This window comes from Rhodococcus sp. IEGM 1305 (genome assembly GCF_030058635.1).
Lineage (GTDB): Bacteria > Actinomycetota > Actinomycetes > Mycobacteriales > Mycobacteriaceae > Rhodococcus_F > Rhodococcus_F opacus_D.
This window is the reverse complement of record NZ_JASHKX010000002.1, coordinates 218,272-245,006: the sequence shown is the minus strand read 5'-3', so window position 1 is coordinate 245,006 and position 26,735 is coordinate 218,272. Positions and strand designations below refer to the sequence as shown.

General features: G+C 68.8%; 1 protein-coding gene. It reads right to left on the bottom strand.

The window, feature by feature from the left end; genetic code table 11:
• Positions 1-4: 4 nt before the first annotated feature.
• Positions 5-26,590, bottom strand: coding sequence for a non-ribosomal peptide synthase/polyketide synthase (locus QM693_RS04745; RefSeq protein WP_283351575.1), 26,586 nt, complete (start codon positions 26,588-26,590; stop codon positions 5-7).
• Between the last annotated feature and the right edge of the window lie 145 nt (positions 26,591-26,735).

Here is a 26,735-nt window from a genome sequence, read left to right as displayed (position 1 = left end):
CGATTCACGGCCGTTCGGAGAGCACGCGCGAGAGGATCGGCCCGATGACGGCGAGCGACTGCGGTTCGATCATCTCGTTGTGCCCGCAGTCCACGGGTTGCTCGTCGATCCGGCCGGTCACGAGCGGCCGCCACTCGTCCGCCGACCGGGCCCGGGTCGTGCCGTTTCCGTCGCGCGTGGCGGGGAAGATGAGCAGATCCCCGTCGTACACCCGGGGCACGAAGTGGTGGGCGAGCCACCTCGAACTCTCGTACCCGGCGGCGATGCGTTCGAGGTCGTGCCCTCGCACTCCGGTCTCGGTCCCGAACGATTCGTCGATCAACCGCGCGGCGTGCTCGTAGGTCATCTCACCGTCCCCCTCGGTCTGGAGTCCCAACCCGCGCAGGAGGTCCCGGATCTCGAGCCGGCCGACCAGCGGGTCCTCGCCGCCCACGGGGTAGCTGTCCATGACGGCGAGTGTGGCGACCTCTTCGCCGGCTGCCTGCAGTTCGACGGCCATGGCGTGCGCGATGACCCCGCCGAGCGACCAGCCGAGCAGGTCGTACGGGCCGGTGGGCTGGATGGCCTGCATTTCCTCGATGTAGCGGTGGGCCAGTTGCTCGATCGTCCGGTAGTCGCCGTCATCGCTGATCGTGGGCAGCTGCAGTCCGTACGCCGGCCGGTCGGGAGGGAGATACCGCACCAGACCGGCGTACCCCCAGGACAGGCCGATGCCCGGATGCACGCAGAACAACGGTCGCCCGCTTCCGTGCGCACGCAGCGGAATCACCACGGCGAGTGCCTCTTCCATACCGGCGCTCCGATGCGGCAGGTCGAGGCGGCGGGCGATCCCCGCCGGTGTCGGGTCGAGGAACATCCACTGCAGCGGAACCCTCCGGTCCAGCGCGGCCTGCAGTGCGCTGACGATCCTGGTGGCGAGGAGCGAATTTCCACCGAGATCGAAGAAGCTGTCCGCGGTGCCCACCCGGTCCACCCCGAGAACCTCCGCGAAGGCGTCCACGACGATTCGCTCGTTTTCCGTGGCCGGTGCCCGGAACGCCGCACCGGTCGAACCGAACTCCGGGGCGGGCAACGCCTTCCGGTCGAGCTTGCCCACCGGGGTCATCGGAATCCGATCGAGTACGACCACCGCGGACGGCACCATGTGGGCGGGCAGTCGCTCGGACGCGTAAGTGCGCAGTCCCGCGGGCTCCACCTCCTGCCCGTCCTGAGCCCGCACGTACGAGGCGAGCACGGTGTCACCGGACGGGCCGGTGTGACCGACGCTGGCGGCGAAGGCAACCGCCGGGTGACGGGCGAGCACGGCGTCGATCTCGCCGAGTTCGATACGGAATCCACGGACCTTGACCTGGAAGTCGCTGCGCCCGATGTACTCGAGTGCGCTCGCCGACTCACGCCAGCGCACCACGTCACCGGTCCGGTACATCCGGCACCCCGGTTCCCCGAAGTGACAGGCCACGAAGCGTTCCGAGGTGAGCGCCGCCCGGTTGTGGTACCCCCGTGCCATACCCGGTCCGGCGATATACAACTCGCCGGGCACACCGACCGGGACCGGCTGCAGCCGCTCGTCGAGGACCAGGAACGCGAATCCCCGGGCGGGTGCCCCGATGTTCACGCTCTCGCCGGGACGCATCGGGGCGCTGACGCTCGCCTGGATCGTGGTCTCCGTGGGCCCGTACCCGCTGTGCAGGCTCCGCCCCGGCGCCCACCGCGCCACCACCTCCGGCGGGCACGCCTCGCCCACCAGGTCCAGGACCCGGAGCGAATCGAGTCCGTCGTTGTCGAGGGCCGCCAGTGCGGTCGGCGTGATGGTCGCATGAGTCACCTGCTCGCGACGGAACAGATCCGCCAGTTCGCTGCCCCCGACGATGGCAGGCGGCACGATCACGACGCGCGCCGACGCGCCGAACGCCATCATCAGCTCGAACACCGAGGCATCGAAACTCGGGGACGCCAACTGCGAGACCCGGGACTCGCGGGTGACCTCGAACCGTTGGTGCGTCTCCGCGGTGAAATCGGCCATACCCCGGTGGGTGACGGTGACGCCCTTCGGCCTTCCGGTCGACCCCGACGTGTAGATGAGATAGGCCGGGTGAGCGAGGTGCAACGGACTCGTCCGATCCGCGTCGGTGATCGGTGCCGACGACACGGCCGACGCCTGCGCGGCGAAGTCCTCGTCGTCGAGGATCAGCCACGGAACGGTGTCGGGCAGGGTGCTCCGGCGACTTCTCACGGTGAGGCCGAGCACAGCCCGGCAATCGGTGAGCATGTAGTCGATGCGGTCGCGCGGGTAGGTGGGGTCGACGGGCACGAACGCCGCGCCTGCCTTGGTGATCGACCAGATCGAGACCACCGACTCGATCGACCGGGGCATTCCGACTGCCACGAACGTCTCCGGTCCCACCCTGCGTCCGCGGAGAACCCGGGCCACCCGGTTGGACCACTCGTCGAGTTGGCGGTAGCTGACCCGGCGGTCCCCGAGGGACAGGGCCACCGAGTCCGGGGCGAGTGCGGCGGCGGCCGTCAGCAGATCGGGCCACAGCTCGGGGCGCACCTGCAGCTCGCCGCGGGCAGGCACCATCGCCCGCAACTCCACCGCGTCGAGGAGGGGGAGGTCGCCGATCGGCCGGTCCGGATTCTCGGTGACGGCGTCGAGGATGCGCACGAAGCGGCCGGCGAAGCCGCGGACCGTGTCGGGGTCGTAGAGATCGGTCGCGAAGTCGACGGCGCCGCTCATCCCGGCCGGCGCACCGTTCGCGTCGAACTCCTCCGCCAGGAGGAATTCGAGATCCACCTTGACCACGGCGAGCCCGGGATCGATTCCACGGACTTCCAGTCCCGGCAGTGTCAGCACCGGTCGCTCGTTGTTCTGGAATTCCAGCGAGACCTGGACGAGCGGAGCATACGCCGTCGATCGGGTCGGGCCGACCGCGTCCACCACCCGCTCGAACGGAACGTCGGCATGGGCGAAGGCTTCGAGGTCGACGTCGCGACAGTGCGCGGCCAGGGCGGTGAACGACTCGGCCGCATCCACCTGTGTGCGCAGGGCGAGCGTGCCCACGAACATGCCCACCAGGTCGTCGAGTGCGGGGTCTCCCCGGCCGGCGATCGGGGTGCCGACGGCGACGTCCGGGGTTCCCCCGAGACGGCTGAGCAACACCGCGAGGGCGGCGTGCACCGTCATGAATTCGGTGGAGCCGAGACGTCGCGACAGTTCGCTGATGCGACGGTGCAAGTCGCTGTCGACGGAGAAGTGGATGCGCGCGCCGCGGAAGGACTGCTGGGACGGCCGATCCCGATCCGTGGGGAGTTCCAGAAGGTCGGGGGCGCCGGCGAGTGTGGTCGTCCAGTAGTCGAGTTGCCGCGAGATCAGCGACCGGGGGTCGTCGCCCGAACCCAGCGACTCCCGTTGCCACAGGGCATAATCGGCGTACTGCACCGGCAGGGGCAGCCAGTCGGGTGCGCCGCCGCCGACGCGGGCGCCGTACGCCGTCATCACGTCGCGCACCAACGGGACCATCGAGAACCCGTCCGCCGAGATGTGATGCACCACCACGGCGAGTACGTGCTCGGTGTCGCTCAGCGAGTACAGTCCGGCCCGCAGCGGGATCCGCGCGGTGACATCGAAACCCGCCGTGACCAGCCGGGTCAGCTCTTCCCGCAGGCCGTGCTCGTCCGCGACGGGGACGGGGGTCAGAGTGGGCACCGCACCCTCGGCGGGCAGGATCTGCTGAACCGGCCAGTCCCCGCGGACCGGGAACATCGTGCGCAGCGACTCGTGCCGGGCGACGACGTCGGTGAGTGCCGAGTTCAGCGATCCCACATCGAGGTCCCCGCTCAGTGACACCACGATCGGGATGTTGTAGGCAGCCGAGGTGGTGTCGAGCTGATTGACGAACCACATCCGCTGCTGCGCGTACGACAGCGGGATGTCCTCGGGCCGGGTGCGGGCCGCGAGCACCGGACGTCCGGACGGCCCGGCGCCGGCGTGCTCGATTCGTGCCGCCAGCGCGGCGACCGTGGGCGCCTCGAACAGATCCCGCACCCCGCAGTCGGTGCCGAGCAGCGCGCGCAGCCGTGCCATCACCCGGGTGGCGCTCAGGGAGTTGCCACCGATGTCGAAGAAACCGGCGTCGGCGCCGACGCGCGCGAGGCCGAGTACCTCCGCGAAGACGACGGCCACCGCGTCCTCGATCGGACCGACCGGAACCCGGTCGTGCCCTGTCCCGGAGAGCAGGTCGGGTTCGGGCAGTGCCGTGCGGTCCAGCTTGCCGACGGCGGTCAGCGGAATGCGCTCCAGCACCGTGATGGAGGTGGGCACCATGTGGGACGGCAGGCGGTCCGCCAGGTGCCGGGTGAGTACGGCCGGGTCGAGGGAGCGACCCGACGCCGGAACGACGTACGACACCAGCAGGGTGTCTCCCGCGGGGCCGCGGTGCGCGAGAGTGGCGGCGAATCCGACGTCCGGCTCCGACATGAGGGTGGAGTCGATCTCGCCGAGTTCGATGCGGAAGCCGCGCACCTTCACCTGGAAGTCGGTGCGGCCCACGTACTCGATGCTGTGGTCTGCCGTCCACCGCACGATGTCGCCGGTGCGGTACATCCTCTCGCCGGGGCGGACGGGGTGGGCGACGAACCGTTCGGCGGTGAGTGCCGGTCGGCGGTGGTAGCCGCGGGCCAGGCCGGCCCCGGCGAGATACAACTCGCCGGGAACTCCCACGGGGACCGGTTGCAGCCGGGAGTCGAGCACCAGTTCCGTCACCCCGCGGATCGGCCCGCCGATGGTGATCGGGTGCCCGGGGACCATCGGCTCGCTGATGTTGGACATGATCGTCGTCTCGGTCGGTCCATACGCGTTGTACAACCGGCGGCCCGGCGCCCAGCGGGCGACCAGTTCGGGTGGGCAGGCCTCGCCGCCGAACACCAGGTCCGTGAGCTGCGCCAGCCCGGCCGGATCGAGTGACGCCAGCGCAGCGGTGGTGATGAAGGCATGGGTGACGCTCCGGTCGGCCAGCAGCCGCGCGAGTTCCTCGCCGCCGAACACGCTGGGCGGCGCGATCACCATCGTCGCGCCGGCACCGAAGGCCTGCAGGTACTCGAACACCGACCCGTCGAAACTCGGTGTGGAGAAGTGCAGAGTCCGGGACTGCGGTGTCGCACCGAAACGTTCGAGCTGGTCGAGAGCGAAGTTGTCGAGTCCGCGATGGGTGACCACCACACCCTTGGGCACACCGGTGGACCCCGACGTGTAGACGGCGTACACGGCGGTGTCCAGCGTGACCGGACCGCTCCGGTCGGCGTCGGTCACGGGTGCCCCCGCGCGCTCGGCGCACTCGGTCGCGAAGCCGGGTTCGTCCAGGGCCAGCCAGTGCGCGGTGCCCGGGAGCCGGCCTCGGTGTTCGGATGTGGTCACGCCGAGAGTGACTCCGGAATCGACGAGCATGTGAGTGATGCGCTCGTCGGGGTAGTTCGGATCGATCGGCACGAACGCCGCACCGGTCTTCGCCACCGCCCACACCGACAGCATCGAGTCGAGGGACCGCGGTATCCCGATGGCCACGAACGTCTCCGGGCCCGCCCCACGGGCGATGAGTGCGCGCGCCAGGCGATTCGACCGCTCGTCCAAATCGCCGTAGCTCACGTCGCCGTCCTCGGAGGACAGTGCGATCGCGCCCGGATCGACCGCGGCCCCCTCGTCGAGGATCTGCGGCAGCGTCCGGGTCGACCCGCCCGGACGGCCGCGGACCGGCACCAGGTCGGCGCGCTCCCGGTCGGTCAGCAGCGACAGCGCGGCCAGCGGCTGGTCCGGACGAGCGCACGCGTCGAGTACATGCAGCACGCGTCCGGCGATGTCGTCGATGGTGTCCGTGTCGAAGACGTCCGGGAGGTACTCGAATTTCAGGCGCAGACGAGCGTCGACGGATGCCACGAGACTCAGCGGATAATGGGCCGCATCGCGCGCATCCACTCCGGTGACGCGCATTCCGGCGATGTCGGTCTCGGTGGAGAGCCCGGCGCGGTCGACGGGGTACGACTCGAACACCGTCAGCGTGTCGAATCCGACCTCCGGCCCGGCTGCACTCTGAATCTCGGCCAACCCGAGGTAGTGGTGATCCAGCAATGCCGCCTGCTCGGCCTGCACGCGCTCGAGCAGAGCACCCACCGTGTCGTCGGGGCGCAGCCTGACCCGGACGGGCAGGGTGTTGATGAACAGTCCGACCATCGTCTCGATGCCGGCCAGTTCGGGAGGCCGCCCCGAAACGGTGGCACCGAACAGCACGTCGTCGCGGGCGGTCAACGTACCCAGCACAATCCCCCACGCGACCTGCACGAGCGTGTTGACCGTCAGGCCACGCGACCGCGCGACATCACGCAGGCGTGTGGTGTGGTCCTCGTCCAGGTCGAAGACGAACTCGTCGGACATCGTGGACAGCCGCCGTCCCGGATCCGAGCGGGCCAGCAACGTCGGTCCGTCCACCCCGGCGAGGGCCCGAGCCCACACCTCCCGGGAGGCGCCGTGATCTCGGCGGCTCATCCACGCCAGGTAGTCGCGGTACCCGCGGACGCGGGGCAGCGGCGACGGGTCCCCGTCGGTGGCGTAGAGCGTCAGCAATTCCCGGACCAGCAACGGCATCGACCAGCCGTCGAGGAGGATGTGGTGGTTGGTCGACACCAGCCGGTAGCGGTTCGGCGCGGTCGCGATCAGCATGAACCGGATCAGCGGGGCACGTGTCAGGTCGAACGGGCGGACCCTGTCCTCGGCCAGCAGTCGCGCAACCTCGGCAGCCGCGGCGTCCTCGTCCAGAGCCGTGAGTGGGACGTCGCGCCAGGGCGCCTCCACCCGTCGCCGGATCACGTGGACGGCGTTGCCCTCGGCGTCGTGCCGGAAGCCGGCGCGCAGATTGGCGTGCCGGGCCAGCAGCGCATCGGCCGCGCGGCGCAGTCGATGCGGATCCACGGTGCCCTCGAGTTCGAGGCTCACCTGCACCAGGTAGACATCGAGGGAGTCGTTGGCGAGTTCGGAGTGAAAGAGCATGCCGGACTGCAGGGGCGACAGCGGCCACACGTCCGTCAGGTCCGGACAGACGTGTTCGAGGTCCTCGATCGCATCCTGCCGCAGTTCGACGAGATCGAGATCCGACGGTGTGAACCCGCCGCCACCCGACTCCGCATGCGCGCCGAGAGCAGCGAGTGCCTGCACCCACAGCTGCGCGAGTTCCTCGACCTCCTCGCGGGTGAGGACGCCCGGCGGGTACGTCCACGTGGAGTTCAGCTGGGGGCCGTCGCCCGAGTCGACGGTCATCGCGTTGACGTCGACGACGGCCGCGACGGGCACCGCCGACTTCTCGCGCAGTCCGGGTTCCTCGACCGGCACCCACCCCTCGTCGGTCGCCGTGGCGGTCGGGCCCATCCTGCCGAGATAGTTGAAGCTGACCTGAGGCATCGGCAGCGGCGAAAGAACCTGCGCCGTCTCGTCGTTCAGGTACCGGAGAAGTCCGAAACCGATGCCGTGGTCGGGAACGGCGAGGAGTTGCTCCTTCACGGTCTTCACCGCGGCCCCCGCGGACGGGCCTGCGGCGAACGCGTCGTCGAGGTCGACCCCGCTCAGATCGAGTCGCACCGGGAAGATCGTCGTGAACCAGCCGATTGTGCGCGCGAGATCAGCGCCCGGCGCCAACTGCTCCTCGCGACCGTGTCCCTCGAGACTGACCAGCGCGCCGGGCAGTTCGATCCCGCGTCGTCGCCGCCAACTCGTCAGCGCCATGGTCAGCGCCGTCAGCAGCGCATCTCCCACACTGCCGTGGAAGGCCCGCGGCACGGTCGTCAGGAGCGTCTCGGTCAACGGGGCAGGAACCCGGACCGCGATGTCCGCGGCCGTCTCGGCGGTGTCCGACGCGGTCACCGGGCGCGACCCCAGCAGCGGGTCGGGCGCGTGCAGCATTCCCCGCCACAGTTCGACCTCGGCGGTGCGCTGGGGTTCACGCGCGGCGTCGGCGAGTGCGTGCGCCCACCGGCGCATCGACGTCCCCGGTGGCTCCAGCGCCGGTGCCGCGCCGGACTGCAATTGCGCGCACACCGCCGCGAGGTCGGGGATCAGGATCCGCCAGGACACACCGTCCGTCGCCAGATGATGGACGACGAGCAGCACGCGACCCGGGTGTTCGGCCCCGTCCAGCCAGACCGCCTGCATCATGACGCCCGATTCCGGGTCGAGCCGGTCGAGGGCACCGTCCAGTTCGGCGCCGACATCGTCCATCCGCCCCCGGCGGAGAACGGTCGCCGCCCGCACCGACCCTTCGGCCTGCACCTCCATCGACCAGCCCTCTTCGGTGCGGGACGTGCGGTACAGCCGGGCCCGCAACAGGTCGTGCCGATCCAGCACGGCCTGCAGAGCTTCCGTCAGGGTGCGTTCGTCCACCGTGGCGGGCAGCGTGAACAGTGCGGACTGCGAGAAGCGGCGGAAATCCCCACCCCGGGCGAGCATCCACCGCACGATCGGGGTCAGCGGAATCTCGCCGATCCCGCCTCCCGGCAATTCGTCGAGAACAGCGGTCTCGTCGTCCGTCCCGGCCGCCGCGGCCAGCCCGGCAACGGTTTTCCGTTCGAACACCTCGCGCGGCGAGATCAGTATCCCGGCGCCCTTGGCGCGAGTGACCAGTTGGATGGACATGATCGAATCCCCGCCGAGGGTGAAGAACGAGTCGTCGACCCCCACCGAGTCGAGGCCGAGGACCTCCGCGAACAGGTCGGCGAGGATCCGTTCGGTCTCGGTGACCGGGCTGCGGCCCGCGGTCACCCGCTGCCCGAAGTCCGGTTCGGGCAGGGCTTTCCGATCGAGTTTGCCGTTCACCGTCCGCGGCAACTCGTCGAGAACCACCACCGCGGCCGGCACCATGTGCGACGCCAATCGCACCGCGGCCGCATCGATGATCGCGGCCGGGTCGATCGCCGCGCCGGTCTCCGGCACCACGTACCCCACCAACCGGTCCCCGCGGGCCGTCACGACCGACTGCGACACCCCCTCGCACGCGAGCAGCGCCGCTTCCACCTCACCGAGTTCGATCCGGTAGCCCTTCACCTGCACCTGGAGGTCGTTGCGGCCGAGGTACTCCAACTGGCCGTTCCCGTTCCACCTGCCCAGGTCGCCGGACCGGTACATCCGGGCGCCGGGAGTGAAGGGGTCGGCGACGAATCGGCCGGACGTGAGGGCGGCCCGGCCCAGGTAGCCGCGCGAAACCTGCGCACCCGAGACGTACATCTCCCCGACCACGCCCGGCGGCACCGGATGGAGTCGACCGTCGAGCACGTACACGCGCAGCCCGGGCAGTCCCCGGCCGATCACCGATGCGGACTCCTCCTCGACGAGGTCCCGGTCGATCGGCAGGTGGCTGACGTGCACGGACGTTTCCGTGATGCCGTACATGTTGACGAGGACGGGCGCGGCGTCGCCCCGGCGTGCGTACCAGCGCCGCAACTGGCCGAATTCGAGGGCCTCCCCGCCGAAGATCACGTATCGCAACGACAGGCCGGGACCACCGGCGAGGCGATCGGCCTCCGCCAATTGGTAGAAGGCGGTGGGGGTCTGATTCACGACCGTGACGGTTTCGCCGCGCAGGAGTTCGAGGAACTTCTCGGGTGAGCGCGCCGTGAAATAGTCCACCAGCACCAGCCGGCCACCGTGTGCGAGCGCTCCCCACATTTCCCACACCGAGAAGTCGAACGCGGCGGAATGGAACATGGTCCACACGTCGGCCGGTCCGAATCCGAACAGCGTCTGGGTGTTCGCCAGTAACGTGATCACGTTGCGGTGCGAGACCTGCACGCCCTTCGGCTGCCCGGTGGAACCGGACGTGTAGATCACGTACGCCACCGAGTCCAGGTGCAGTGGAGTACGACGGTCGTCGTCGGTCACCGGTAGCGCCGAGAACTGCTGCAGCGCAGTCACGCTTTCGGGGTCGTCCAGCACCACCACCGGGACCCCGGCGCCGCGGAAGGTCGCGGCGTCCGCAGTCGTGGTGAGCACACACTCCGGCCGGGCGTCGCCGAGCAGGAACACCAACCGCTCGGCAGGAGAGGCCACATCCACCGGAAGGTAACCGGCGCCCGACTTCACCACCGCGAGCAGCGCCACGACGAGGTCGACCGACCGCGTCATCGCCACCGCCACCAGCGTTTCCGCACCTACCCCCTGCGCCACGAGCAGTCGCGCGAGCCGGTTGGCCCGGTCGTCGAGTTCGCGGTATGTCATCGACGCGCCGTCGCAGCGCACCGCGACGGCATCGCCCGCGGATGCCACCATGCGATCGAACGCGTCCACGAGCGACAGCGGTGGGACGTCGGTCCCCGGCCGATGCGCGGCGGTGAGCACGAGTTCGCGTTCGGGCGCGTGCAGGATGTCGATGTCCCCGACGGGTGTGGCTGGGTCGGTGGTCACGGCCTCGATCACGCGCACGAAGCGCTCCGCGAAACTCTGTACCGACGCACGATCGAACACGTCGGTCGCGTAGCGGAGGCCGGCGCCGATCCCGGCCGGAACCCCCTGCTCGTCGACTCGCTCCACCAGGCTCAGCTGCAGATCGAACTTCGCGACGTTCAGATCGACGTCGAGCGACCGGGCGGTCAACCCGGGCAGTTCCAGGTGGGTGCGGGTGGCGTTCTGGAATTCGATCAACACCTGGAACAGGGGTGAGTGCGCGGTGGACCGCTCGGGTGCGAGTTCGTCCACCAGACGCTCGAAGGGAAGGTCTGCGTGCTCGAACGCGCCGAGGTCCGCCGACCGCACGTCGGTGAGCACGTCGGCGAACGACGATCCTGGTGCCACCGCTGTGCGGAGCACCAGCGTGTTGACGAACATTCCCACCACGTCGTCGAGTGCCGCGTGGCCCCGGCCCGCGATCGGGGTTCCCACCACCACGTCGTCCGATCCCGACACTCTCTCGAGCAGCACGGCCAGCGCGGCGTGCACCACCATGAACAGCGTCGAATTGTGCTGGCGTGCCAGCTCGGTCAGAGCTTTGTGGACGGAGGGCGGGATGTCGAACGGGACGACGTCTCCGAGGAGCGACCGCTGGAGGGGTCGTTGCCGATCCAGAGGCAGTGGCAGCACGTCCGGGATGCCCGACAACGTCCGCGCCCAATAGCCGAGTTGCCCGGACATCATCGAATCGGGCTGGTCTTCGGTGCCCAGAGCCGCTCGCTGCCACAGGCTGTAGTCGGCGTACTGCACGGGCAGCGGCGCCCAGCCGGGTGCCTGCTGCTGCGCGCGGGCGGTGTAGGCGAGCATCACGTCCCGCGCAAGAGGTGCCATCGAGAAGCCGTCGGCCGCGATGTGGTGCGCGACGAGGGCGAGAACGTGCCGTTCGGGAGTGAGTTCCCACAGTCGCACCCGGATCGGAAGGTCCTCGGTGACATCGAATCCCACGCCGAAGAATGCGGTGAGCGAGTCGTGAAGGGCCCCTTCGGCAACCGGGACCGGTTCGAGGTCAGGGGTCGCGAGCGCGGAATCGACGATCACCTGCCGGGGTCCGTCGGCGGAACCGGGAAACACGGTCCGCAGCGACTCGTGGCGGTCCATGACGCCGCCGAGTGCCGCTCGTAGCGCAGACAGGTCCACCGCGCCGTCCAAGTCGAGGGCGACCGGAATGTTGTAGGCCGGTGAGGAGGTGTCGAATTGGTTGATGAACCACATGCGCTGCTGCGCGAGGGAAAGGGGAATCCGCTCGGGCCGCGCCGTCGCGGTGAGTGGCGGGGAGGCGGAACTCGTCCTCACGTCCGAGTCGATCCGGACGGCCAGATCGGACACCACGGGTGCGTCGAACAGCGCCGCGACACCCAGAGTCGTGTCCAGTGCGCTGTTGATGCGTCCCACCGCCCGGGTGGCACTGAGCGAGTCTCCCCCGAGGTCGAAGAAGCTGTCGTCGGCCCCGACGCGATCGACATCGAGGACGGCGGCGAAGGCCGTGGCGATCGCTTCCTCCGCGGGTGTGGTGGGGGCGCGATATCCGATCGTGCGCGTGCCGAAGTCAGGTTTGGGCAGGGATTTTCGATCGAGTTTGCCGTTCACCGTCACCGGCAACTCCGCCAGCACCACCACCACCGACGGCACCATGAACCCCGGCAACGCCACCGCAGCCGACTCCCGCACCACCCGCTCGTCCACCACCGCACCGGCCACCGGCACCACATACCCCGCCAGATAATCCCCCGACGACCCATCACCGCGCAGCACCACCACCGCCTGCGCCACATCCTCCCGGCGCAACAACACCGCCTCGATCTCCCCCAACTCGACCCGCTGACCCCGCAACTTCACCTGAAAATCCGTACGCCCCAAATACTCCAACACCCCACCCGGCAACCACCGAACCCGATCCCCCGTCCGATACAACCGCGAACCCTCCACCCCAGCACCGAACGGATTCGCCACGAACCGATCCGCCGTCAAATCCGGCCGCCCCTGATACCCCCGCGCCAACTGCACACCCCCGAGATACAACTCCCCCGCCACCCCCACCGGCACCACCCGCAACCGCCCGTCCAACACGTAGACCTGCGTATTCCACAACGGCACCCCGATCGGCACCACCGTCCGATCCGCCCCCGTGACCTCGTGGAACGTCACATCCACCGACGCCTCCGTCGGACCGTACAGATTGTGCAGCTCCGCCCCGCTCACCCCGCGCAGACGTGCCGCCGTTGCCGACGGCAACGCCTCACCGCTGGTGAACACCCGGCGCAACGCACCGCACCCCTCCACGTTCGCCCCCGCCAGGAACACCTCGAGCATCGACGGCACGAAATGCACGGTGGTGACCGACTCCTCGCGGATCACCCGTTCGAGATACGCCGGGTCACGGTGCCCATCCGGCTCCGCGATCACCAACCGCGCACCGACGATCAACGGCCAGAACAACTCCCACACCGACACATCGAACGTCACCGGCGTCTTCTGCAGGATCACGTCCTCCGACGTCAACGGGTACCGATCCTGCATCCACAACAACCGATTCACCACACCCTCGTGCGGCACCGCCACCCCCTTCGGCCGACCCGTCGACCCCGACGTGAAGATCACATACGCCGGATTCTCCGGACGCAACGGCGCACGCCGCTCCTCATCCCCCACCACACCGGCCGAGAAACCCGACACATCCAGGGCGTCCAACTCCACCACCCGCACACCCGCAGGCACCCCCACCCGATCCGAAGACATCGTCAACACCAACACCGGGTCCGCAATCCCCACCACAAAACCCACCCGCTCGGCAGGCAGATCCGGATCTATCGGCACATACGCCCCACCCGCCTTCACCACCGCGTACAACCCCACCAGCAAATCCACCGAACGACGCACCGCCACACCCACCGACGACTCCGGACCCACCCCCGCCCCGATCAGGAACCGCGCCAGCCGATTCACCCGCGCATCGAACTCCCCATACGACAACACCACATCCCCGAACACCACCGCGACCGCGTCCGGAGTCCGCCCCACCTGCGCATCGAGCAGGTCGGCAAGGGTGGTGCGCGGCACCGGGTGACCCGTCGCATTCCACGAACCCACCACCAACGCCCGCTCACCCGGCCCCAGAACCTCCACATCACCGACCGCGGTGTCCACGTCGCCGGCGATCGTCACCAGAATCCGGACGAGGCGGTCGGCGAGCGCTGCGGCATCGTCCCGGTCGACGGCTCCCGGCTGGTAGCGCAGACTCAATCGCAGCCGTGGTTCGAGGATCGACAGCAGAGTGAGCGGATAGTGCGTGGCGTCGCGGGCATCGAGACCGGTCACCCGCATGCCCCCGATGTCGGTGTTCTCGTCCAGTCCGGACGTGTCGATCGGGAACGACTCGAACACCGACAGCGTGTCGAACAGATTGCCCACACCCACCCGCGACTGAATCTCGCCGAGGCCGAGGTGATGGTGGTCGAGTAGGGACGTCTGCTCGTCCTGCAGGCGGACGAGTAGCCGCCCGACGCTCTCGTCCGGGTCCACCCGCACTCGCACGGGCACCGTGTTGATGAACAGTCCCAGCATGTTCTCGACACCGGACAGCTGCGGTGGACGACCGGACACGGTGGCACCGAAGACCACGTCGTCGCGGGAAAGTAACCGGGACAGCAGCATCCCCCACGCCGCCTGGATCACCGTGTTCATGGTGACGCCGGCGCGCTCCGCCGCGGCCGCAAGTCCATCGAGCACCGGGGCGGGCAGTTCGACGTCAAGTTCGTGGGGCACACCGTAGAGTTCCGCGGACGCGTGGGGCGCCACCAGAGTCGGCTCCTCGACACCGTCGAGCGCTCGTTCCCAGGCCCGCGCCGACGCCTCCGCGTCCCGGGTCGCTACCCAGTCCAGATACGTGCGATACGAGGGCGGCTCCGGCAGCCCGGCCGGGTCGCCGTCGGCGGCATAGCGAACCAGCAGTTCCCGCACCAGCAGCGGCATCGACCAGCCGTCCAGGATGATGTGATGATTCGTGACCGCCAGCACGAAGCGCTCCGGTGCGGTGTGGAACAGGGTCAGACGGAGCAGCGGCGGCCGGGTGAGGTCGAATCGGGCACTGCGGTCGTCGTCGAGTAGGCGCACGAGTTCGGTGTCGGGGACCGACCCCTCGACGGTGAGATCCACCTCCCGCCACGGCACGTCCACCGCGTCGACCACCAGTTGCGCGGGCACCCCGTCGTCGTAGACGAACGCGGTCCGCAGGCTGGGGTGACGGGCCAGCAGTCCCGCCGCGGCGGCGCGCAGACGTCCGGCGTCGACCGCACCCGCGAGGTCGATGCGCAGTTGCGCCGTGTAGACGTCCATCGACTCCGCGGCCAGGGACGCGTGGAACAGCAATCCCGATTGCAGCGGAGACAGCGACCACACGTCCCGCAGTCGCGGGAACCGCGCCTCCCAGCGCTCGATCTGCTGCTGGCCGGCCGATACCAGCGGAAGGTCGGACGGTGTCAGCCCGCCCGCATCCGGTCGTGACAAGTGCGCGGCAAGCCCGTCGAGGGCGCGGCACCACAGATCCGCGAACGCCGCGACCTCGGCCTCGTCGAGGACCCCGGCCGGAAAGGCGAACGACGCCCTCAACCGGGGTCCCTCGGGACCGTCGGCGACGACGGCGTCGATGTCGATCACGGACGCGACCGGCAGGTCGGGGTTGCGCGTGCCGCCGAGCGTGCTTTCCACCGGCAGCCAGTCCTCGGCCCCGTCCGTGGTGGTCACTCGACCGAGATAGTTGAAACTCACCTGCGGAGCGCGGAATCGGCGGAGGGCCTCCGACGTCTCGTCGCCCAGGTAGCGCAGCAGTCCGTAACCGATCCCGTGATCCGGGATCGCCAGCAACTGCTCCTTGACGGCCTTGACCGCTCGCCCTGCCGCGACACCGCCTGCCATCGCGTCGTCGACATCGATTCCGGTGAGGTTCAACCGCGCCGGATACACGGTGGTGAACCAGCCGACGGTGCGGGACAGGTCCGCGCCGGCGACGACCTGCTCCTCGCGGCCGTGGCCCTCGAGGGTGATCAGAGCGTCCGAGACGGAGACGCCCCGATCCCGTCGCCAGGCGATCAGTGCCAGCGCGACGGCGGCGAGCAGTCCATCGCCCACACTCCCGTGGAACGCGGCCGGAAGCGTGGTGAGCAGGGCATCGGTCACCGCCGACGGCACGTCGACCGTGACGGTGCCGACGGTCGCGTCGACGTCGATCGCGGGATCCAGTGGCCGCGAACCGATCAGCGGGTCCGCGCCGTCCAGGATCTTCTCCCACGAGGCCAGTTCGCCGGCCCGGTGCCGCGCAGCGTCGGACAGGCCGTGCGACCAGCGCCGCATCGACGTTCCGACCGGCGGCAGTGCCGGTGTGAGATCGGCCTGGAGTTGGCTGCACGCCGACGCGAGATCCGCGACGAGGATGCGCCACGAGACACCGTCGACCACGAGGTGGTGCACCACCACGAGCAGTCGCCCGGCGCCGTCGGGGACGTCGAACCAGACCACCCGCACCATGCGGGCCGCGGCGGGGTCCAGGTGGTCGGCCGCAGCATCGAGTTCCATGGTCGCGAGTGCGGTGAAGCCGTCTCCCGCCACCGTGTCGACCGGAACCCGGCGGACCAGTGCGTCCGCCGGCACCGCGCCCGCAGGCAACACGTCCATGCCTTCTCGGGACACACCCGCGCGGAGCATGTCGTGCCGGTCCAGTAACGCGTCGACGGCGCGGACGAGGACCTCACGGGTGAGACCGGCGGGGGCCGCCAGCAGCAGTGCCTGCGTGAACCTGTCGAGCCGTCCGCCGCTGCGCTCGAACGTCCAGCACGCGACGGGTGTCAGCGGCAGGGGGCCGATTCCGCCGCCCGGCAGCTCGTCGAGCGCCACCGCGCCGTCGCTGTCGAATCGCGCCGACGCGGCGAGACCGGCGACCGTCCGGTGGTCGAACACATCTCGGGGAGAAAGGGTTACACCGGCGGCTCGTGCGCGCGCCACCAACTGGATCGACATGATGCTGTCGCCGCCAAGGGCGAAGAACGAGTCGTCCACGCCCACCGAGTCCAGGCCGAGCACCTCCTCGAACAGTCCGGCGAGAAGCGCCTCGGTCTCGGTTTGCGGCGGCCGACTCTCGGAACCCGCGAAGTCGGGAGCCGGAAGCGCTGTGCGGTCGAGCTTTCCGTGCACCGTCAGCGGAAGCGATTCGAGCATCACGAGCGCCGCCGGCACCATGTACGACGCCAACCGGCCCCCGACGAAGTCGAGGACAGCCCTCGCATCGATCGTCGCACCCGGTTCAGGCACCAGGTAACCGATCAGCCGATCGCCGCCGTCCCCCTTCCACACACTCGCGACCGCGTGGGCCACGGAGACGTGGGCGAGCAACGCCGACTCGACCTCGCCGAGTTCGATCCGGAAACCCCGGATCTTCACCTGGGAATCGGTGCGCCCGAGGTACTCCAACTGACCGTCGGGCAGCCAGCGCGCACGGTCGCCGGTGCGATACATCCGGCTTCCCGGCGGGCCGAAGGGATCGGCGACGAATCGTTCGGCGGTCAACGGGAACCGCCGGCGGTACCCGCGTGCGAGGGCGGGGCCTGCCAGATACAACTCCCCTGCGACACCGGCAGGCACCGGGTGCAGTCGCGCGTCCAGCACGACCTCGGCGAAACCGAGCGTGGGCGCGCCGATGGTGATCGGAGCCCCCGGTACCAGTTCGTCACTGATGCTCGACACGACGGTCGACTCGGTCGGCCCGTACGCGTCGAACATGCGACGGCCCGGCGCCCACCGTTCGACCAGTTCGGGCGGGCACGCCTCGCCGCCCGTCACCACACACTCGAGCGCGGTGAGACCGTCGGGGTCGACCGACGCCAGCGCCGCCGGAGTGACGAAGCAGTGCGTGACCCGCTCGGATTCCAGCAACTGCGCCAATTCGGCACCGCCGTAGACGGCCGGCGGTGCGATCACCATCGTGGCTGCCGCGCCGACCGCCAGCAGCAGTTCGAGAACGGACGCGTCGAAGCTCGGCGATGCGAACTGCAGCGTCCTGGATTCGGGCGTGGTGCCGAACGCCGCCCTCTCCTGTGCAGCGAAGGAGGCGAGACCACGGTGCGTGGTGACCACACCCTTGGGCGTGCCGGTCGACCCCGAGGTGTAGATGAGGTAGGCGGGATTGTCGATCCGAATCGTCGCTGTCCGCTCGCCATCGGTGATCGCCGACAACGGATAGTGCGACAGTCGATCCTCCAAGCCCGGTTCATCCAGCACCAGCCACGGCACCGTGTCCGGAAGTGCGCCGCGCTGCGCCGACCCCGTCACACCCCACACGGCACCGGAGTCGGTGAGCATGAATTCGATCCGTGCTGCCGGATGGTCCGGATCCACCGGGAGGAACGCGGCCCCCGACTTGGCCACCGCCCAGACGGCCAGGACGGATTCGACGGACCGCGGCACACACACTGCGACGACGGATTCCGGGCCGACACCGTGCCCGATCAACATGCGGGCCAGCTGGTTCGATCGCCTGTCGAGGTCCCGGTAGCGCACGACGCGCCCGTCGAAGATCAGCGCAGTGGCCTCCGGATCGTTCGCGGCCGCCTCAGCCATCAGATCCGGCAGCGTCCGTGCTTCAACTGCCGCACCGCCCGTCACCGGGGTCAGTACGGCACGCTCCAGTGGTCCGAGAATGTCGATGTCTCCGACCCGGGCGCCGGGGTCGGCCGTGACTTCTTCGAGAATGCGCACGAGCCGTTCCGCGAGGCCGAGCACCGTGTCCTCGTCGAACAGATCGGTCGCGTAGCCCAGCGCCGCGGCGATGCCGGTCGGGTTGCCGTCGGCGTCGGCGTTCTCGGCCAGTGTCACCTGCAGATCGAAGTTGACGGTGTCGATCTCGAGGTCGATGTTCCGGACATGCAGATCCGGCAACTCCAGCGTGGGGCGCTCGATGTCCTGGAACTCCAGCATCACCTGGAAGAGCGGCGCGTACGCCGTCACCCGGGAAGGACTCAGGACTTCCACCACCCGTTCGAACGGGACCTCCGCGTGGGTGAAGGCGCCCAGATCGGTTTCTCGAACGCCGGCCAGGAACTCGGAGAAGGTGGCGCCGCCGTCGACGTGGGTGCGCAGGACGAGGGTGTTGACGAACATGCCCACCACGTCGTCGAGTTCGCGTTCGCCGCGACCGGCGATCGGCGTCCCGATGGCGATGTCGTCCGCACCGCTCACCCGTGCCAGCATCATCGCCAACGCGGCATGCAACGTCATGAACACCGTCGTGGTGTGTTGCCGCGCCAGCCTGACCACACCGGCATGAACTTCCGGATCGATCACGAACTCGACGCGGCCGCCGCGAAGTGACCGCACGGTGGGACGGGGACGGTCGGTGGGCAACTCCAGCACTTCGGGCAGATCCGACAGCGTGGTTGTCCAGTAGGTCAGCTGTCGTGAAATGGGTGAATTCTCGTCGGATTCCGACCCCAGCCACTCGCGCTGCCACAGCGCGTAGTCGGCGTACTGCACCTCGAGCGGGGCCCAGTCCGGGGCCGACCCGCCTGCCCGGGACACGTACGCGTCGATGACGTCGCGCGCGAGGGGTGCCATCGAGAAGCCGTCGGCCGCGATGTGGTGCACCACCACCGCGAGCACGTGCACATCCTCGTCGAGCCTGAACAGTCGTGCGCGCAACGGCACCTGCGTCGTGACGTCGAATCCCGCGGACAGCACTCTCCGCGACTGGTCGCGAAGCTCGGATTCCCCCGACACCGCGATCGGTTCGAGGTCGGGCACCGCGGTCGCCGCGGGGAGGATCACCTGGCGTGGCCCGTCGTCGGTGAGCGGGAAGAGGGTGCGCACGGCCTCGTGCCGTTCGACGACGTCGGCCACCGCCGCCTGGAGCGCATGCAGGTCGAGCCGCCCCTCGAGCCTCAACGCGAACGCGACGTTGTATGCGGACGAGGAGGTGTCGAACTGGTTGATGAACCACATTCGCTGCTGGGCGGGGGACACGGGGACTTCGGCGGTACCATCCCTCGGCTTCAGCGGTGGCCGGGCCTCCAACCCTTCCTGCGACTCGGCCAGCGCCGCCAGACCGGCCACGGTGGGGGCGTCGAATACGTCGCGAATACCGATCCGGTCCCCGACGGCCGCATTGATCCGCGCGACCAACCTGGTGGCGATCAGAGAGTTTCCGCCGAGGGCGAAGAAGTCGTCGTTCACGCCTACCCGCGGGAGACCGAGCAGGTCGGCGCACACGGCGGCCACTATCCCCTCGATCGGGGATCGGGGAGCGACGAAACCCACCGCGGCGCTGACGAAGTCCGGTTCGGGCAGAGCTTTTCGATCGAGTTTGCCGTTCACCGTCACCGGCAACTCCGCCAGCACCACCACCACCGACGGCACCATGAACCCCGGCAACGCCACCGCAGCCGACTCCCGCACCACCCGCTCGTCCACCACCGCACCGGCCACCGGCACCACATACCCCGCCAGATACTCCCCCGACGACCCATCACCGCGCAGCACCACCACCGCCTGCGCCACATCCTCCCGGCGCAACAACACCGCCTCGATCTCCCCCAACTCGACCCGCTGACCCCGCAACTTCACCTGAAAATCCGTACGCCCCAAATACTCCAACACCCCACCCGGCAACCACCGAACCCGATCCCCCGTCCGATACAACCGCGAACCCTCCACCCCAGCACCGAACGGATTCGCCACGAACCGATCCGCCGTCAAATCCGGCCGCCCCTGATACCCCCGCGCCAACTGCACACCCCCGAGATACAACTCCCCCGCCACCCCCACCGGCACCACCCGCAACCGCCCGTCGAGCACGTAGACCTGCGTATTCCACACCGGCACCCCGATCGGCACCACAGTCCGATCCGCCCCCGTGACCTCGTGGAACGTCACATCCACCGACGCCTCCGTCGGACCGTACAGATTGTGGATCCGGGCGCCTGGCAACAACGCCTGCATCCTCGAGGCCGTCTGCGCGGGCAATGACTCACCCGAGGCGAACACCCGCCGCAGGCTCGTGCATCGCGTCACTGCCGGTTCCGCGGTGAACACGGCCAACATCGAGGGGACGAAATGCAGTGTCGTGACGTCATTCTCGACGATCGCGTTCACCAGATATGCCGGGTCACGGTGCCCGTCCGGCTCCGCGATCACCAACCGCGCACCGACGATCAACGGCCAGAACAACTCCCACACCGACACATCGAACGTCACCGGCGTCTTCTGCAACACCACATCATCCGACGCCAACGGGTACCGATCCTGCATCCACAACAACCGATTCACGACACCCTCGTGCGGAACCTCCACCCCCTTCGGCCGACCCGTCGACCCCGACGTAAAGATCACATACGCCGGATTCTCCGGCCGCACCGGAGCCGATCGATCGCCGTCCCCCACCGAACCCGCCGAGAACCCCGACACATCCAGGGTGTCGAGTTCCACCACCCGCACACCCGCAGGCACCACCACCCGATCCGAAGACGTCGTCAACACCAACACCGGATCCGCAATCCCCACCACATACCCCACCCGCTCGGCAGGCAGATCCGGATCTATCGGCACATACGCCCCACCCGCCTTCACCACCGCGTACAACCCCACCAACATCTCCACCGAACGACGCACAGCCACACCCACCGACGACTCCGGACCCACCCCCGCCGCGATCAGGAACCGCGCCAGCCGATTCACCCGCGCATCGAACTCCCCATACGACAACACCACCGCACCGCACACCACCGCGACCGCGTCCGGAGTCTGCGCCACCTGCGCGTCGAGCAACCCCACCAACGTCACAGCCGGCACCACACGCGACGTCGCATTCCACGAACCCACCACCAACGCCCGCTCACCCGGCCCCAGAACCTCCACATCACCGACCGGCGCATCCGGATCCGCAACCACTCCCGCCAGAATCCGGAGGAACCGTTCCCCGAATCCCGTGACCGTCTCCGGATCGAACACGTCCGACGCGAACGTGAACGACGCGTCGATGCCTGCCGGCGTCCCGGACGCGTCGTAGCGCTCCGCGAGCGTCAACTGCAGATCGAACTTGGACACACCGGTTTCGACATCGAGGATCTCCACCGTCAGTCCCGGCAGGTCGAGGTGCGCCGGGGCGGTGTTCTGGAACTCCAGGAGAACCTGGAACAGCGGTGAGTACGCGGTCGAGCGGGTCGGTGCGACCGCGTCGACCACGCTCTCGAACGGCACCTCCGCGTGACCGAACGCCGCCAGATCCGCCTCCCGCGCCCGGGACAGCACCTCGCCGAACGTCGCGGCGGACTCGACGGTCGTCCGCAGGACCAGAGTGTTGACGAGCATCCCCACCACGTCGTCGAGTGCTTCCTCGCCGCGCCCGGCGATCGGCGTCCCGATCGCGATGTCTCCGGAACCACTCAGCCGCGCCGCCAGCACCGCCAGCACCGTGTGCATCACCATGAACATCGTGGAGTTGTGTTGCCGCGCAAGGAGGAGAAGCGCCCGATGCTGTTCCGCTGACACCGGGAACCGGACGATCCCACCCCGTAATGCTCTGTCCGCGGGCCTCGGTCGATCCAAGGGCAGATCCATCGCGTCGGGGAGGCTGGACAGCGTCTGCTTCCAGTATTCCAACTGCGCCGACATCAGGCTGTCGGGATTCTCGTCACTGCCGAGGGCCGCCCTCTGCCACAGGCTGTAGTCGGCGTACTGCACGGGCAGCGGCGCCCAGCCGGATGCCTGCTGCTGTACCCGCGCCGAGTACGCCACCATCAGGTCGTGCGCGAGTGGGGCCAGCGACGCTCCGTCCGCCGAAATGTGGTGCACCACCAGCATGAGGACGTGCTCGTCGTGGCCGGTCCGGAACAGGGCACCACGCACGGGCACCTCGGTGCTCACGTCGAAGCCCCGAGCGGTCGATTCGGCGATCCGCGCGCGCACCGCGTCCTCGTCGTCGCAGACCGTCGGATCCAGGTCCGGAATCACCTCCCCCGGTGGCAGGATCACTTGATGCGGTCCGTCCACTGACGCCGGATACACCGTGCGCAGCGATTCGTGTCGTTCGAGGACGTCCGCCACCGTGGCCCGGAGCGCCTCCACGTCGAGCGTTCCGGACAGTCGGAGCGCCATCGGAATGTTGTAGGCCGGTGACGAGGTGTCGTACTGATTGACGAACCACATACGTTGCTGGGCGAGCGATAGCGGGATCCGGTCGGGACGCGTCTGCGCCACCAGGTCCGGGCGGTCGGGGCGCCTCGCGTGAGTACCCTCGATCCGGTCCGCCAGTGCCTCCACCGTCGGTGCCTCGAACAGGGTCCGCACCACGAGGTCGACGCCGAGGGCGGCGTTGACCCGCGCCACCACTTTCGTCGCGACCAGTGAATTTCCGCCGAGGTCGAAGAAGCTGTCGTCGAGCCCGATTCGTTCCACACCCAGTACGTCGGCGAACACCCGCGCGACGGCCCGCTCCACCGGAGTGGCAGGTGCACGGAACTCGGCGGCCGTGGAGAGGAATTCCGGCGCCGGCAGTGCCGCACGATCGAGCTTCCCCACCGGTGTCATCGGGATCTCGTCCAGTACCACGATCGCCGCCGGCACCATGTACGTCGGCAATTGCTCTGCGGCATACTCGATCACCTCAGCAGTCGCGAGCTGATGCCCGGCCGCAGGCACCACGTACGACACGAGCACCGTGTCGCCGGACGGTGCCGTTCGCGGCATCGTCACCGCGGTCCGCACGCGCGGATGGGTGTGGAGGACGGTGTCGATCTCCCCGAGCTCGATGCGGAAGCCACGTACCTTCACCTGGAAATCGCTGCGGCCCAAGTACTCCAGTGTGCTGTCGGTTCGCCACCGCACCACGTCCCCGGTTCGATACATCCGCTCGCCGGGGCCGCCGAAGGGGTTGGCCACGAACCGTTCGGCCGTCAACGCTGATTTGCCGTGATATCCGCGAGCGAGGCCGTCACCCGCGACGTACAGCTCTCCGGCGACGCCGGGCGGCACGGGTTGCAACCGCGCATCGAGGACGACCTCGTGGAATCCGCGGAGCGGACCGCCCACCGTGATGGCTCCGGTCGGTGACATCGGCGCACTGATGTTGGACATGACGGTGGCCTCGCTGGGCCCGTACGCATTGCACAATCTGCGACCGGGCGCCCACCGCTCGACGAGTTCCGGCGGGCACGCCTCGCCGCCGAACACCACGTCCCCGAAGTCGGCGAGTCCGTCCGGTTCGACCGTTCCGAGCGCGGCAGTGGTGACGAATCCGTGAGTGACCCGCTCCGATTTCAGGAGCCGGGACAACTCGGTGCCGCCGTAGACCGTGGGCGGCACGATCACCATGGTTGCCGCGGCGGCGAACACGTGCAGGTACTCGGAGACGGACGCGTCGAAACTCGGTGTGGAGAAGTGCAGAATCCGGGATGTCTGCGTCGCTCCGAATCGTGAGTGCTGCTCGGCCGCGAAGGTGTCCAGGCCACCGTGTGTGACCACGACGCCTTTGGGCCTGCCTGTGGAACCGGATGTGTAGATCACGTAGGACGGGTTCTCCACGCGGAGGGGCCGTGCCCGCTCGGCATCGGTCACGACGGATACCGGCTGCGTTGCGCAGAGGGTCCGGAATTCTTCGTCGTCGAGCACGAGCCACGCAATCGCGTCCGGAAGCCGGGAACGGACGGCGGACACCGTCACGCCCAGGGCGGCACCCGAATCGCCCAGCATGTGCTCGATCCGTTCGGCCGGGTAGTTCGGGTCCACCGGCACGTAGGCCGCGCCCGATTTGGCCACCGCCAGCATCGACAGAACCGACTCGATCGAGCGAGTCATGCCCAGTGCGACGAAGTTCTCCGGCCCGATACCGCGTTCGGCGAGGACGCGTGCCAACTGGTTCGAGCGCTCGTCCACTTCGCGGTACGTCATCTCGATACCGTCATACGAGAGCGCGACACCGGTGGGGTTGGATCGTGCTGCCGCTGAGAATAATTCGGGCAGTGTGCGGCCCCGTCGCCCCGGCCCGCCGGACACCGGAACGAGGGTGGCCCGTTCGGTATCGGACAGGACGTCGACGTCGCCGACGACGAGTCCGGGGTCGCCGGCGGTCGTCTCCAGGGTTCGGCGGAACCGTTCGCCGAGGCGACGGACCGTGCCGGGGTCGAACAGATCGGTGGCGAACCCGAGGGTCGCCGTGATGCCGGACGGGATGCCGTCGGCGTCGAAGGTCTCGGTCGCGGTCACCCGGAGGTCGAGTCGGCCGATCCCGGACGTCTCCGGATCGTCACTGCACTCGAGCAGGACCTGGACGATCGGCGAGTACGCGGGCGAATCGCCGAGGGCGAGCGTCCGGACCACCCGTTCGAATGGGACGTCGCGGTGCTCGAACGCCTCCCGGTCGATGTCGCGGACGTGGCCGAGGAGACGCGTGAAGGACGTGTCCGGTTCGACGCGGGTACGGAGCGCCACGAGGTTCCGGTCGTGGTCCACCGTGGTCGTGGTTCCGATCACTACATCCGAGACGCCCGACAGCCTGCTCAGCAGCGCGGTGAACGCTGCGTGCAGAACCGAGAACGCGGTGGTGTCGTGTTCGTGCGCGAGGGCCAGCACCGCGGCATGCGCTTCCGCGCCGATCGGAATTTCTACGCGGTCTTCCCGCCCGGATTGCGCGACGGGCCGCGGCCGATCGGACGGCAGGTTCAGCACTTCGGGGATCCCCGCCAGCTGATCCGTCCAGTACTCGAGTTGATGCGCCTCGCGGCGTCGTCGCTCGCCGTCGCGGGCCGTGACCTCGTGAATCGTCGCGACCCGGGCCTGCGGGTCGGCCGAGATGAACTCTTCCAGCAGTTCGACGAAGTGCCGGTGGTGCAGGCGCAGCGCCACGTCCTCGTATCGGTTCGGGTTGGCCCGGAAATCGACGAAGATCTCGGCCGGTGTCCCGCTCGGGTACACGTTGACCAGGAGATCTTCCACCGGACCCGACGTGACGATGTGGTATTCGCCGACCAGTGGACCCAGCTGCACGTTCTGGTGGAACAGCATGACGTTGACCATCGGTCCGTGGAGATCGGCGCCGCTGCCCGCGCCCACGTCGCGGCGGATGTCCTCGACACTGCACCGCTGATGCCGCAACGCGCCCATCAGCTCTCGCCTGACCCGTGACACGAGGTCCGCGACCGTCTCGTCCTCGTCGACCGTGATCGGCAGCGGCGCGACGCTGACCATCATGCCGCCGGAGTTGCGCAGCACCGACGTGGTCCGGCCGGACATCGGAACATTCACGAGGACATCGGTTTTCACCGTGATTCGCGACAGGTAGCAGGCGAAGGCGGCGATGATCGTGACTGCCGCGGTGGCGTTTGCCTGACTGTCGGCGCCGTGGATACCGGACACGGCCGCCTCGGACAGCAGGGCACTCTCGACCTTGCTCCTGGCGAGTGCGGGGGCGGGCGCGTCGGCCAGAGTCGATCCGTCGACGGCCTCGACTCGCTTCGCCCAGTACTCCCGATCCGCCTCGAAGCGGTCGGACGACCGGTAGCGGGCATCGACGTCGTACAGCTCGTGCAGGGTCGCGGCGCGACTCGGATCCGGTTCGCGGCCGGCCACCGAGGCCGAGTACCGGTGCGCGATGCGGTTGATCAGCGTCATGGCGCCGTATCCGTCGAGCGCGACGTGGTGAATGCGGCTGTACCACAGGTAATGCGACTCTCCGACGCAGAGAATCGAGGTCTCGAACAGTCGATCCACATCGAGATCGAGGGGGGCCTGGTAGTCCCGGTCCATCCATTCGTGCGCGGCAGCGACCGGGTCGTCCTGACCGCGAAAGTCGATGAAGGCGATGGACGTGTCGGTGGCGTGGTCCACGTACTGCATCGGTCGGCCGTCGACCTCGACGACCTTGAGGAACGGCGACTGGAATTCGCGGGCCACCGCGATGGTCTCCCGGCGCAGCAGGTCGATGTCGAGGTCGCCGTGCAGTTCCACATAGTGCGCTACCGAGATCGGCACCGCGGGGTCGAGTTGCTGCGCGAACCAGGTGGCACGCTGCGCCGCGGACAGGGGGAACGGCTCCCCTTCGGAATCGTGTGTTGCCGGCTTCCGCGTGTCGACGGGCTTCACGGCGGTTCCTCCCCATAAGGTATCCCCGACCGCTCACAGCGTGACCGCGTCCGTATCCTGGCTCGCGAATGCGGGAGGCGGTAGCTTTTCGCCGTCCCCCAGAAAACTCGTTCGCCGTCCACAGGGCGCACAGACCCCATCGTTG